8 protein-coding genes are annotated in these 13637 nt (G+C 43.7%); 5 read left to right on the top strand and 3 right to left on the bottom strand.

The features are described 5' to 3' along the window. Positions 1-194: 194 nt before the first annotated feature. The 3 genes from HC643_RS13020 (at position 195) to HC643_RS13010 (ending at position 5367) form a co-directional block, all read left to right on the top strand. Positions 195-473, top strand: coding sequence for a DUF2470 domain-containing protein (locus tag HC643_RS13020; RefSeq protein ID WP_038079647.1), 279 nt, complete (start codon positions 195-197; stop codon positions 471-473). Positions 474-724: 251 nt separating this feature from the next. Then, positions 725-2161 (top strand): efflux RND transporter periplasmic adaptor subunit, encoded by a 1437-nt coding sequence (locus tag HC643_RS13015; RefSeq protein ID WP_050045742.1) that lies wholly within the window; start codon positions 725-727, stop codon positions 2159-2161. Beyond that, complete coding sequence (locus HC643_RS13010) at positions 2158-5367, top strand: efflux RND transporter permease subunit (RefSeq protein ID WP_038079652.1); 3210 nt, start codon at positions 2158-2160, stop codon at positions 5365-5367. The genes HC643_RS13015 and HC643_RS13010 overlap by 4 nt, the downstream gene beginning before the upstream one ends. Before the next feature lie 165 nt (positions 5368-5532). Here the strand turns inward: HC643_RS13010 and HC643_RS13005 are convergent, their stop codons facing one another. The 3 genes from HC643_RS13005 to petH all read right to left on the bottom strand — a co-directional run bounded on the left by HC643_RS13005 (position 5533) and on the right by petH (position 8911). Beyond that, entirely contained in the window at positions 5533-5928 is a 396-nt protein-coding gene (locus HC643_RS13005; RefSeq protein ID WP_038079655.1) for a DUF4112 domain-containing protein, read from the bottom strand. A gap of 81 nt (positions 5929-6009) precedes the next feature. Further along, a complete protein-coding gene (locus tag HC643_RS13000) occupies positions 6010-7323 on the bottom strand; it encodes a homoserine dehydrogenase (RefSeq protein ID WP_038079665.1) in 1314 nt (437 codons plus the stop codon). 301 nt (positions 7324-7624) lie between these two features. Continuing rightward, complete coding sequence (petH, locus tag HC643_RS12995; protein ID WP_038079668.1) at positions 7625-8911, bottom strand: ferredoxin--NADP reductase; 1287 nt, start codon at positions 8909-8911, stop codon at positions 7625-7627. 1453 nt (positions 8912-10364) lie between these two features. On the opposite strand from petH, the gene HC643_RS12990 reads away from it, so the two are divergent. Both HC643_RS12990 and metK read left to right on the top strand, forming a co-directional pair. Further along, positions 10365-11369 (top strand): phosphoribulokinase, encoded by a 1005-nt coding sequence (locus HC643_RS12990; RefSeq protein WP_038079753.1) that lies wholly within the window; start codon positions 10365-10367, stop codon positions 11367-11369. A 473-nt stretch (positions 11370-11842) separates the two neighbouring features. Further along, complete coding sequence (gene metK / locus HC643_RS12985; RefSeq protein ID WP_167844674.1) at positions 11843-13105, top strand: methionine adenosyltransferase; 1263 nt, start codon at positions 11843-11845, stop codon at positions 13103-13105. Positions 13106-13637: the final 532 nt, after the last annotated feature.

Raw genomic sequence — 13637 nt, 5'->3', positions numbered from 1 at the left:
AATGAAATATAAAAATAAGAGTGAAGACGGCTAATAGCTAATTGCTTTTTGACCATTAGCTATTAGCCCTTCGGGTTCGCCAGTCCCCTACGGCGGGAAACCCGCCTACAGGGCTGGACTCACCATTAGCTATTAGCAATCCAAATTTTTTACAAATGATTTAGGATTGCTATAGCACGCAATTGGAGTTTACCATGTCTTTCCAGTTTTCCCCAGAAGTGAGTTCGCGCATCTGCAATCATATGAACGAAGATCATGCTGATGCAGTAGCGCTTTATGCCCGAACTTTTGGAGGTGTAGCGGATGTTACAGCAGCATCAATGATGTCTATTGACGCTGAAGGAATGGATCTCACAGCACAGGTGAATGGGGAATCCCTACCAGTTCGCATTCAATTTGACCATGTTTTAGCAGATGCAGAAGACGCCCATCACACTTTAATCGCGATGGTGAAGCAAGCGCGACTTAAGTAGAATTTCACAACTTGCCAATTGTCTCTTTTAAGAGAAATGGGGATATAACGAGGGAGTAGCATAATAAAAATTTTCTTAGTACTCTAATAATTAGAGAAACTAAGTATACTGAAATAAGCATAATTTATGACTCCTGCCGCTATCTGCCGTCGTTTTGACATGAATCTCAAATAGAGTGCAAATTGCTGACGATGGCAGGTAATCCATCGTCCCCTTTCTCTCAAATTTTTTATATAAACTGTTGAAGTTGTATGCAATTGGTTAAGACTTTCACAATACACGCTCGCGATCGGAACTTTAGGGGTAAGTTCTGGCTGATTATGCTTGGTCTGACCTACTTCTGTACTGCTTGTACGGCTTCTGAGGCTCAATCAAGTAAAAAAGACGCAGGCAAAAATCGACCCGTACCAGTGGTGGTGTCTGCCGCAACCCAGAAAACAATACCTCTTCAAGTCCAAACGACCGGGACAGTTGAAGCATATTCTACAGTTTCTGTCAAATCCAAAGTGGGTGGACAACTGACGGGTGTATACTTTCACCAAGGACAGAACGTCAAGAAAGGGGACTTGCTATTTACTATTGATTCTCGTGCCCTGCAAGCATCGCTCGTGCAAGCTCAAGCTAACCTAACAAAGGATTTAGCACAAGTCAACCAAGCTAAAGCCAATGTTGAGAAAGCGAAAGCGCAAGTCAATCAAGCTAAAGCCAATGTTGAGAAAGCGAAAGCGCAAGTCAATCAAGCTAAAGCCAATGTCGTCAAAGACGTAGCTGAAGCAACAAACGCCGGCATACAGGCTCAACGTTATGCCAGTTTGCTCCAGCAAGGGGCTATTAGCAAACAACAAGCAGAACAATATCAGACAAGTGCCAATGCTCAACAGGCGACAGTCACAGCAGATCGAGGTGGAGTAGACAATGCTCAAGCTGCAGTCGTTGCAGCCCAAGCAGATGTACAAAACACTCAAGCTGCGGTTGCAGCAGCCCAAGCAGACGTGCAAAATGCTCTAGCCGCCGTCGCTGCAGATCGAGCAGCAATTGATAATGCTAAAGTTCAGCTTTCCTACAGTTCTATTTACTCACCAATTGACGGTCGCACGGGTAGTCTAAAGCTCAATCAAGGCAACTTAGTCAAAGCGGATGCTGACGACCCTTTAATTAACATCAGTCAGATTCGTCCAATTTACGTGACATTCTCAATTCCCCAAAGGCTGTTACCCGATCTCAAGAAATACAGTGCAATCCATGAGCTAGAAGTAGAGGCTTTACCGCCCAAAGATACAGGGCTTCCGGTACGAGGGAAACTCACCTTTGTTGATAGCGGCGTAAATACACAGACTGGGACGATTCAACTCAAAGGCACATTTGCCAATGCTGATGAGCGGCTGGTTCCCGGAGAGTTTGTCAGCGTCGTTTTAAAGCTAACTGAAGAGCCCAATGTCATTACTGTACCTTCCCAAGCGGTACAAATGGGGCAGCAAGGACAGTTTGTGTTTGTAGTGAAACCTAACAAGACAGTAGAAGTGCGTCAAGTCACTGTGGGTGACAGTATTAAAAACGAAACAGTTATTAAACAGGGATTGCAATCGGGCGAGCAAGTGGTCGTGGATGGGCAATTCAACTTAGTCCCTGGGGCTACAGCGCAGGTGAGACCAGCAGTAGGAAGTCAGAAAGACGGAGCTAACCGATGAACATTTCCGAACTCTTTATCCGCCGTCCGGTGATGACGGTCTTAGTCACCATCGGGATGTTGATATTTGGGCTGATGAGTTACACAATGTTGCCAGTGAGCGACTTGCCCAATGTGGATTTTCCCACGATTCAAGTGACAGCTAATTTGCCTGGAGCGAATCCAGAGACTATGGCTTCTTCTGTCGCTACCCCTTTAGAACAGCAGTTTTCCAGCATTGCTGGATTGAGTTCGATGAACTCGACGAGCTCTTTAGGGACAACACAACTCACCCTGCAATTTGATTTGAGTCGGCAGATAGACGGAGCAGCACAGGATGTTCAAGCAGCGATATCTAAGGCGGCGAAGCAGTTACCGACTAGTATGCCTAACCCCCCATCCTATCGGAAAGTGAATCCCGCCGATCAACCGATTCTCTACATTTCTCTCAATTCAGGTATTTTGCCACTATCGACCGTAGATAAATACGCCGAAACACTGCTAGCACAACGCCTGTCAATGGTGGATGGAGTTGCCCAGGTGCAGGTGTATGGTTCCCAAAAGTATGCCGTGCGGATTCTGTTAGATCCCGAATCATTAAGTGCTAAAGGCATAGGCATTGATGAAGTGGCCACTTCTATTTCCCAAGGGAATGTCAATCTACCTACGGGCGTACTTTATGGCACAAAGCAGAATTACACAATTCAGGCAAACGGTCAGCTTAATGATGCTGCGAGTTATCGTTCCTTAGTTGTGACTTATCAAAATGGTGCGCCAGTACAGCTTGGGGAATTAGGTCAGGTGCTGGACAGTGTGGAAAATGATAAGGTGGCAAGTTGGTATTTTCCCGAAAAAGAAGATAAGAAAGCAGCAAACTCAGAAAGTCGTAAATCTGGAGAAAAGCCACAAACCCGTAGTTCCAGTGTTAGGGCTATTGTGCTAGCCATTCAGAAGCAACCAGGAACTAACACTGTGGCTGTGGTGGATGCTATTAAGAAACTGCTACCCACTTTCCGCGAACAGATTCCAGCAGCTGTGAACATGGATATTTTGTACGATCGCTCGCAAGCCATTCGAGAATCAGTTGACGATGTCCAGTTTACTCTGCTGCTGACCATTGGTTTGGTCGTGCTAGTGATATTTTTATTTCTCCGCAATCTTTCCGCGACGGTTATTCCGAGTTTGGCTGTTCCACTATCGCTGGTGGCTACCTTTGGCGTGATGCTACTGCTGGGTTTTTCTTTAGATAACTTATCTTTGATGGCATTGACCCTTTCCGTGGGCTTTGTAGTAGATGATGCCGTAGTTATGCTAGAGAATATCGTCCGTCACATGGAAATGGGAGAAAGTCGATTTGAAGCAGCACTCAACGCTTCTAAAGAAATCGGTTTTACAATTTTGTCCATGACAATCTCTCTGGTAGCAGTCTTTATTCCGGTGCTGTTTATGAGTGGGATTTTGGGGAGACTGTTCCGGGAGTTTGCTGTTACTATCAGTGTTGCCATTCTCGTGTCTGGGGTGGTTTCCCTCAGCCTGACACCAATGCTGTGTTCGCGCTTCTTGCGTCCGCCACATCACGGACAGGAGCATGAGGGATCTAGAAAGAAAAATTGGAAAACCAGTCTCTACGACCTTTCAGAAAACTTCTTTAATAGTTTGCTGGGCGGCTACGATTGGAGTTTAAAGCTGTCACTCAAGTATCACCGGACGACAATGGTCATTTCTGGTGCGATTTTAGTGGCAACGATGTATTTATTTATAGTTGTACCTAAAGGGTTTATCCCCAGTGCAGATGTAGGACAAATTACAGCAAGTACCCAAGCTGCAGAGGATATCTCCTTTGATGAAATGGTAAAACACCAACAAGCAATCGCTGCGATCGCTTATAAAGATCCCAATATTGATGCAATCAACTCTAGTGTTGGTGCAGGGGGACCAAATGCTTCTGCTAACGCCGGACGTCTGTTTCTCAAGCTCAAACCCCGCCACGAACGGGATCTCGGTGCTGATGAGATTGTCCAAGAACTTCGCCCCAAGCTATCACGTATTCCAGGGATGAAAGTTTTTTTACAAAACCCTCCAGCAATTAATATTGGCGGGCAACAGACCAAAGCCCAGTACCAATTTACATTGCAAAGCCCGAACGTACAAGAGCTTTACCAGTATGCTCCCACTTTAGAAACTCAACTCCGCGCTTTGCCAGATTTACAAGATGTAAACAGTGACTTGCAAATCAAAAATCCCCAACTTCGAGTTAATATTAATCGCGATTTAGCTTCATCTTTGGGTTTAACAGCCAATCAAATCGAATCTGCTCTCAGTGATGCCTATGGAACTCGCCAAGTTTCTACAATTTACGCGTCTGACAGTCAATATCAAGTCATTTTAGGAGTGGAACCCAAATATCAGCAAAATCCCACCGCTTTAGATTTGCTCTCGATTCGTGCGCCCAACGGTCAGTTAATCCCCCTAAACGCTGTTGCAAATGTAACAAAGGATGTCGGACCTTTGACCGTTAACCATACAGGACAACTAGCTTCCACTACCATATCTTTTAACTTAAAACCAGGGGTATCATTAGGTAACATTACAGATAAAATCGAGCAACTTGCCCGAGAAACACTACCAGCTAGCATTACTACAGGCTTCCAGGGTTCAGCCCAAGCGTTCCAATCTTCAATTCAAGGTTTGGGTTTGCTGTTACTGGTTGCTATTTTTGTCATCTATATCATTTTGGGGATTCTCTATGAGAACTTTATTCATCCCCTCACGATCCTCTCTAGCTTACCATCAGCTGGATTTGGGGCATTACTGACGTTGTTGCTATTCCATGTTGATCTAAATATATACGCGTTTGTAGGTATTATCCTCCTAATTGGGATCGTAAAGAAAAACGGCATTATGATGGTTGACTTTGCTATTGAAGCCCGTCAGCAAGGCAAAACTCCTTACGATGCGATCTATGAGGCTTGTTTGGTGAGATTTCGCCCAATTATGATGACCACAATGGCAGCACTTATGGGAACTTTACCAATCGCCCTTGGGTTTGGTGCTGGTGCAGATACACGCCGTCCTCTTGGATTAGTTGTGGTAGGAGGGTTGCTATTTTCACAATTCCTCACGCTCTATCTCACACCAGTTTTTTACACTTATATGGAGTCTTGGCAAAGTTCTCTACGAAAACACAATTGGCGCAAAAAGTCAAAAGCCGATTCTCCCGCAGTTTAACGACGCAATCTAAATGTCTCAGTCAAGGGTAGACTTTACAAACATCCTCTTAAATACGAGTGGATGAGTGTCCTTACCTACCCATTCCATAAAATCAGCTAGACGTCCTTCCCACAAGAGCAAAGATTGGGAGCGACATATCATATCAGAAAGTTAGATATTAATTTAACTTACAAGCTCCTCAAATTCAGAAGCCACTTTTTCCAATTCTGGTTCAACCACCGTGAGATGTTTTTCTAAAATTGCCAAATTGCGGATATTGGACTTGTAAAAAGCATCAAATAAATCGCCAATTAAAGGGACTGTACCAACAACGCCTTCTAAAGCGATGTTAAAAATCATTTGAGCTAAATCTTTTGAGGGTAAGTTAAAACGAGTTGCTAAAAAAATGATATAAGCTGAAAACCCCGTACTAATTAAATCACCAGCACCGGGAATTAAGCCAATAATTGGATCGAGTCCGATACGAAAGCCAATACCGGGGATACGTAAAGATGTATCCATGAGGCGACTGAGTCTGCGAATGCGGTTGAGAGTTGCTATACGTTTTGCACTATCCATGGAATTATGAATTGTGAATTATGAATTATGAATTATGAAACAAATCAGCGTCTTTTTCATCTTTCAAGATTCATAATTTGTTTAAAGAACTCGTAATACGCTGGGAATACTATCTATAGCCGGGAGGCTGTGAATTTCTGTTAGCGCTTCTCGGAAGTCTCCTTCTCGTACATCGTGGGTGACGACAACAATTTCTGCTAGTTCTCCTTGAAAACCTGTTTGGACGACTGATTCTAAGCTAACCCCGCGATCGCCAAAGCAGGTTCCTATTTTACCAATGACTCCCGATTGGTCTAAAGTTAAAAACCTGGCATAAAAACGGGTGACGAGTTCTGAAGAAGGTGTAATTTGGCAGTAATCTTGATGCCTGCAAGCAAGAAGTGGATTTGGTAATGCTGTATTGGTTTTCAGTGATGCTACTAAATTGAGTATATCAGATGATACAGAACTAGCGGTTGCACCCGCCCCTGCTCCTGGGCCAAATAACATCACTTGTCCTATGGGTTGTCCTTCAATAAAAATGGCATTATTCACGCCATTGATGCTTGCTAGGGGATGGGTTTTTGGCACTAAGGTCGGGTGGACTCTTACGGAAATGGGGGGAGTCGAGGAGAGGGGGAGATTGGCTGAGGGGGAAATGGCTGTTTTAGCGATCGCTAAAAGTTTTATGACAAATCCCAGTTTCTCGGCGTAGGCAATATCTGTTTTGCTAACTTGCCTAATTCCTTCACAATATACATCTTCTAGCTTGATTCTTCCATCAAAGGCAAGTGAAGCGAGGATGGCGATTTTGTCTGCTGCGTCTAAACCTTCTACATCGGCTGTGGGATCTGCTTCGGCATAACCCAACCTTTGGGCATCCGCTAATACATCGTCAAAATTGCTACCTTCCAACTGCATCCGTGTCAGGATGTAATTTGTTGTACCGTTGACTATACCCGTAACGCTTTGAATGCGGTTGACGCTTAGGGACTGTTTTAGGGGTTGGATAACTGGAATTCCTCCACCTACGGCTGCTTCTAGCATGACGTATACCCCAGCTTTATTGGCTGATGTGAAGATTTCTTCGCCAAATCGCGATATCACCGCTTTGTTTGCTGTTACTATATGCTTGCCATTTTCAATAGCTTTTAAGATCAGCGATCGCGCCGGTTCCAATCCTCCCAGGACTTCAACGACAATATCTACTTTTGGATCGTTGACAATTGCGTCTAAATCTGTAACCAAGACTGATTCTGGTAAAGTGACAGCACGGGATTTATCAAGCGATCGCACTCCGACTTTGTATATTTCTATTTCTTGTAGTAAGGGGTGACGACCGATACCGTCTTGCAATAGCTGCACTGTACCTGTCCCCACCGTTCCCAATCCAAGTATTCCCAGCTTTACACCCACAAGCTTTCACCAAATTTTTTTTGATTTTAAACAGCTGATGAACGCAGACGAACACAGATAATTTGTGTGCGCGACAACGTGTTGAAACTTACGCATAGCCCCCCTTTTTGAGAGGGGGGTTGGGGGATTTGCAACTCGTGAAATCCCAAAAAACCGTTAAAGTTGCGTAATTCCTGTATGTGCTTGAAAACACAAAATAAATAGTAGGTAAGGTGTATACCTTACCTACTCATTATATTATTAATGTAGAGACGTGTCATAGCGCGTCTTTACTAGATTGTGGCATGGCGCGTCTTTACAATTAGTATGTTTCAACGTGCCAGCGACCGGCTTTCTTGATTTCTTTTTGGTAGTTGCTCCAGGTTACACCTTCTTTAGCAGCTGCAGCACTGAGGGCTGCGTCAATACCATCTTCCATTCCGCGCAAACCGCAGATGTAAGTGTGGGTTTTTTCATTCTTAATTAACTGCCAAAGTTCATCAGCGTGTTCTGCTACACGGTCTTGGATGTACATTCTACCGCCTTGAGCATTTTTCTGTTCGCGGCTGATAGCGTAGGTGAGGCGGAAGTTATCGGGATACTTTTGCTGCATCTCTTCGAGTTCTTCCTTGTACAGGATATTGGGGCTTGTAGGAATACCGAAAATCAACCAAGAGAAACCTTTGAACTGGTATTCTGGATTAGCGGCTCTTTCGTTATCCTTAAACATCCGCCACAGGTAAGCACGCATGGGAGCAATACCCGTTCCTGTTGCCATCATGATGACGTTAGCATCATTGTCTGCTGGTAATAACATTTCTTTACCAACCGGACCTGTGATTTTTACGTCATCACCTGGCTTGATGTTGCACAAGTATGTGGAGCAAACACCATAGACTGTTTCGCCTGTTTCTGGGTGTTTGTACTCTAGCTGGCGCACGCAAAGAGAGACTGTTTTGTCATCTACATCATCACCGTGACGGGTTGAGGCGATGGAATACAGTCTGAGCTTTTCTGGTTTACCGTTCTTGTCTACACCAGGAGGGATAATGCCGATACTTTGGCCTTCGATGTATCGTAAATCACCACCAGAAATGTCAAATTTAATGTGTTGAACAAGACCAATACCGCCTTCTTTAACCAACGGCTCGTTAGAGATAACTTTACCGATATAAGGAGCGTTGGGACGGTAAATATTTACGGGAACGTCAGCGTGGGCGTCTTTTTTAGCTTTCGCTTGAGTCATGGTGTTGCCTTTGTTGTCCTTACTCTTGGGCTGTTGCTCAGCTACAGGTGTGGCTTTACCATTTGCTTTACTGCTAGCATTCTCACCAGATGTGGCGTTACTATTGGGAGCTTGCCCATTAAGCTGTTCTAAAACGTTTATGGGCTGGATGCTAACAATTTTGCCGCCAAGGCGAGTGATACGCCGCATTTCTTGGTTCATGCGGTTGTACGGCACTTTAATGAACACACTGCCACTTTTACGAATTGGGTAGTTCGTTTTATCAGTTTCTTCGCTCTGACGCAGACCCACCACTTCGTATACGAAGACGCGGCTACCTGATTCTGTGTTGGCAGCACCTTCAACGGCACCTTTGATGTACATTACTTCTACCACTCCGATCTCTACTTAACCTATTGTCATACAAACCCTTTTCACCACAATACCAGTGCAGTGCTCTCTCTTCTAGCAAGTTGGAGCAATTATCTGATAAATGGAAAAAGCGGTCTTTTTCTTGCCAATATCTGAATTACGTATACTCACCCCAGACATATAGGCATTGCAAAACACACCTGCTTACTGAAATTCTTCCCTGTAAAGAGCGAAGCTCTCTTATGGGTGGGAAGGGGCTATGGACGAATAGTCCTGTTCTCCTCATTGTTGGCGTTACCGCCATTTCCCTTTCACATTTTCCGCTTCGCCTGCAACGAGAAACTCTCTTGTAGGAACGGTACACCGTGTCTGGGTTAAAAACGAGTTCTCTTGGGACTTATGCTGTTCAGATTCAAGTCTAACAATCTCTTGGTTTTATCCTATGTAGATTGTTTAGCCCAGGATTTCCGACCATCCCTGACCTTCTAAGGTAGAGGATAAGCCCTTGAGAGAATGTTAATAATGAGTCAATTTAATGTTTTTTTTGAGAAGTACAACTCTCATAAGGAGGAATATCTTCTCATTTTTCACGGTTAGCACAGCCCCAAGGGCATTCAATATCGGGAAATCTCATCAATTACTCATTTTTTTGAAAATCGTAAATCAAAAATAATTGTAATTTGTTTGACTTTTCCAAAATTGAGTACCGCTGTCTTACTGTTACCTCAGAAATTCACTGAGGGTTTTCACACAGAACATTCTTTACTGAAACCTATATCCGCCATTGGGAGTAATTCCACAACACGGAGTCAGTGCAGTAACAAAATCCTGGTAGAAGTAGACCCAGCATACACAACTACAAATTAGTTTTACGCGAACTTAAAAATCTGTCAACCACCGTTAGTCTTTAGGGAAAACACGTACAATCCTGTTGGGCATGGACTTTAAAGTCACAAGACAAAACTTGGTGATTTTCATCACACCTTAATAAAATCCATAATTTTTGGCTTGAGATATCTGGAAGGTTGCTAAATAATTCAAGATTCTTAAAAACAAAAACTTCCATTGAAGACGACACATAGTAAACTGAAAGATATATCTTCACAAGCAGTGTATTTTTACTGGTATCCAACTCGTGTGGATATCAGAGTGTCACTCAAAATATCCCCCAATCTAAAAATTAGGGGATCAAATCAAGGTTAATCAACCTTGTATAGATAACACCCTTCTGTTACAATTCAATTTAACACTAGGATTAAATACTTACCAGCAACAAAGTTGACTATATCAGGCGGGTAAAAACTGCTAAAGTTTCATCCCGTCATACTTGTTAGTGCGTTGTTGGAGGGCAAGAACGCAGGATAAACCATTGGGGTACACTCCTGGCTTGAGGATTGAAACAAAACAAAACGAAACGCAAGAAAAAATTATTGAATCATTCATCTTTAGTATCAAGAGGAGATTTATGACTAGTAAGCCGGAACGCGTGGTGTTAATTGGAGTAGCCGGAGACTCCGGATGCGGTAAATCTACGTTTTTGCGTCGCCTAATAGATTTATTCGGTGAAGAATTGATGACTGTCATCTGTTTGGATGACTATCATTCTTTAGATCGCAAGCAGCGTAAAGAAACGGGTATTACGGCACTTGACCCAAGAGCAAACAATTTTGACCTGATGTACGAGCAAATCAAAGCGCTCAAAGAAGGTCAATCGATTATGAAGCCGATTTACAACCACGAGACCGGCACTATCGACCCACCCGAGAAAATCGATCCGAACCACATTATCGTAGTAGAGGGTTTACATCCTCTTTATGACGAGCGAGTCAGAGAGCTGATTGACTTTAGCGTTTACTTTGATATTAGCGATGAAGTCAAGATTGCTTGGAAAATCCAGCGTGATATGGCAGAACGCGGTCACCGCTATGAAGATGTCCTCGCTCAGATTAACTCCCGCAAGCCAGACTTTTCAAAATACATTGAACCACAAAGAGAATTTGCTGATGTGGTTCTACAGGTCTTGCCAACCAATCTTATTAAAGATGACAAAGACCGTAAAGTTCTGCGGGTACGGATGCTCCAACGGGAAGGGAAAGAAGGGTTTGCGCCAATCTACTTGTTTGATGAAGGCTCAACCATTCACTGGACTCCTTGCGGACGCAAGCTGACCTGTTCTTATCCCGGTATGCAGCTGTACTACGGTTCAGATGTATACTACGGTCGCTATGTTTCTGTATTGGAAATAGACGGTCAATTTGACAATTTAGAAGAAGTCATTTATGTAGAGACTCATTTGAGCAACACCTCCACCAAGTACAAAGGTGAAATGACTCACTTGTTACTCCAACACCGCGAGTACCCTGGATCTAACAACGGTACTGGCTTATTCCAAGTCCTGACTGGTCTGAAAATGCGTGCTGCTTACGAGCGTTTAACCTCTAAGGAAGCACAGTTGGCAGCTAAAGTGTAGTCTAACAAGTCAGATATCTGACAGCAGAAGGCAGCTATGCTAAAGGTAGAGGGTGACAGATTTGCTCTGAAATGCTTTACCTCAAGCATAGCTGCTTTTGCTTGGGGAGTTTCAAATGATTGAAGGAGCTAGGAAGCAGAGGGCAGAAAGAATTCATTGAATGGGGATTCACATCCCAACGCTTCAAGAGAAATTCCAGGTCGGACTAGCGTACAAGTTCCCGATCGCCAGTCCCTGATTCTCAGTAGTGTTAAATTCTTGACATTGAGATATCTTATATTAAGAATCCACGGCAACAAGGTAGGGTAGCGCTTCTCACTTTAAAAAAAATCGTGCTTAAGTAAGATTTTTGAGAAAATTAGTATAAAACTAATTACCGATCCTAAAAATATTGTTATGATTGCAAATCAAAGCGGTCGAATTAGACACGTTAGTTCAGTCCGCTCTTGTTACCTTCTTAAGGAGGAATTACATTGTCTCGTCGTTATCTATTTACCTCCGAGTCAGTGACCGAAGGTCATCCGGATAAAATCTGCGATCAGATTTCTGATACTATCCTAGATACCCTGCTTTCTCAAGACCCCAGCAGCCGCGTTGCTGCTGAGGTGGTTGTCAACACTGGCTTGGTTTTAATTACAGGGGAAATTACAACTAAAGCCAATGTTAACTACGTAAACGTTGCTCGTAAGAAAATTGCGGAAATTGGCTATACCAACGCCGATAACGGATTTTCTGCTAACAGCTGTGCGGTGATTGTGGCTCTAGACGAACAGTCACCTGATATCGCTCAAGGTGTCAACACCGCTCAAGAAACCCGCGAGCAAAGTAGCGATGAACTGTTTGACACAGTAGGGGCTGGCGACCAAGGAATTATGTTTGGTTTCGCTTGTAACGAAACCCCAGAATATATGCCCTTGCCTATCTGCCTTGCTCACCGTATTGCCCGCCGATTGGCTGCTGTTCGCAAAACGGGTGTTTTGCCATACCTGCGCCCTGATGGAAAAACACAAGTCACCATTGCTTATGAGGATGGACGACCAGTTGGTATCGATACCATTCTGATTTCTACACAGCACTCGGCAACTATCGGTGAAATTACAGATGAAGCAGAGGTGCAAGCTAAAATCAAGCAAGATCTCTGGTCGGCAGTGGTTGAGCCTGTTTTTGTAGACATTGATGTTAAGCCAGATGATGAAACTCGCTTTTTGGTTAACCCCACAGGTAAGTTTGTCATTGGCGGTCCTCAAGGAGATTCCGGTCTGACAGGACGCAAAATCATTGTTGATACCTATGGTGGCTACTCTCGTCATGGTGGTGGCGCTTTTTCTGGCAAAGACCCTACTAAGGTCGATCGCAGTGCTGCTTATGCTTGTCGCTATGTAGCGAAAAACATTGTCGCTGCTGGTTTGGCAGAAAAATGCGAAGTTCAACTCAGCTACGCGATTGGCGTTGCAAGACCTGTAAGTATCATGTTGGATACTTTTGGCACAGGTAAAGTTGAAGACGACACCTTGTTGGAATTAGTAAAACAGCATTTTGAACTGCGTCCTGCAGGTATTATCCACTCCTTCAATCTACGTAACTTACCAAATGAACGAGGCGGACGTTTTTATCAGGACGTCGCGGCTTACGGTCACTTGGGTCGTAACGATTTAGACTTGCCTTGGGAGCGTCTTGATAAGGTAGAGGCTCTGAAGCAAGCTGTTGAGCATCTTCTGTCAGCTGCTCTTGCATAAGGGATTTCCAAAAACGGCATCCTAAAATTTCTGAGGGTGGGAGCGGAAACGCCCCCACTCATTAAGGGCGGGTAGAGCTACCCGTCCCGCAATTCAAGGAAAATTTATTGTTTGAACACTCGTTCCACAAATTAGATATTTTTTTATTGAGAAGTCTTTTGTTTGTACCCAACAACTGTTAAAAATGTGCATATCCCCATCGCTCTCATATAATGGAGGACATGCCCGCTATAGTAATTTACTTGACATGAAAGAAACAGACACTCACAAGCGAAAAGCACAGCTTGCCATTAAGTGGGAGAGGTTAGTGAAGGCTGAATTCTAGCAAAAGAAAGCCAACAAGAAGTAAATTTTTTATAAAATTTTACGTACCCTCCAGCTGCAAAAGTAGAACCGGTCTAATTTACGAGTAATTTGTCATCTGTAAGAATAAAGGCACTTTATAGAAAATTCATCATATAGACTTCAAAACTTAGCCTTTATTTCACAAATTTCACCTACGCTTAAAAGCGGATAATCGCCTTAATTTTGA

The sequence above is a fragment of the Tolypothrix bouteillei VB521301 genome (assembly GCF_000760695.4).
GTDB lineage: Bacteria > Cyanobacteriota > Cyanobacteriia > Cyanobacteriales > Nostocaceae > Scytonema > Scytonema bouteillei_A.
The sequence above is the reverse complement of the archived record's forward strand: the minus strand, read 5'-3'. Positions and strand labels throughout refer to the sequence as shown.

Bases quoted from the DNA above. Each gene is read 5' to 3' on its own strand.
- HC643_RS13020 (WP_038079647.1), top strand. From the start codon at position 195: ATGTCTTTCCAGTTTTCCCCAGAAGTGAGTTCGCGCATCTGCAATCAT.
- HC643_RS13015 (WP_050045742.1), top strand. From the start codon at position 725: ATGCAATTGGTTAAGACTTTCACAATACACGCTCGCGATCGGAACTTT.
- HC643_RS13010 (WP_038079652.1), top strand. From the start codon at position 2,158: ATGAACATTTCCGAACTCTTTATCCGCCGTCCGGTGATGACGGTCTTA.
- HC643_RS13005 (WP_038079655.1), bottom strand. From the start codon at position 5,928: ATGGATAGTGCAAAACGTATAGCAACTCTCAACCGCATTCGCAGACTC.
- petH (WP_038079668.1), bottom strand. From the start codon at position 8,911: ATGTACATCAAAGGTGCCGTTGAAGGTGCTGCCAACACAGAATCAGGT.
- HC643_RS12990 (WP_038079753.1), top strand. From the start codon at position 10,365: ATGACTAGTAAGCCGGAACGCGTGGTGTTAATTGGAGTAGCCGGAGAC.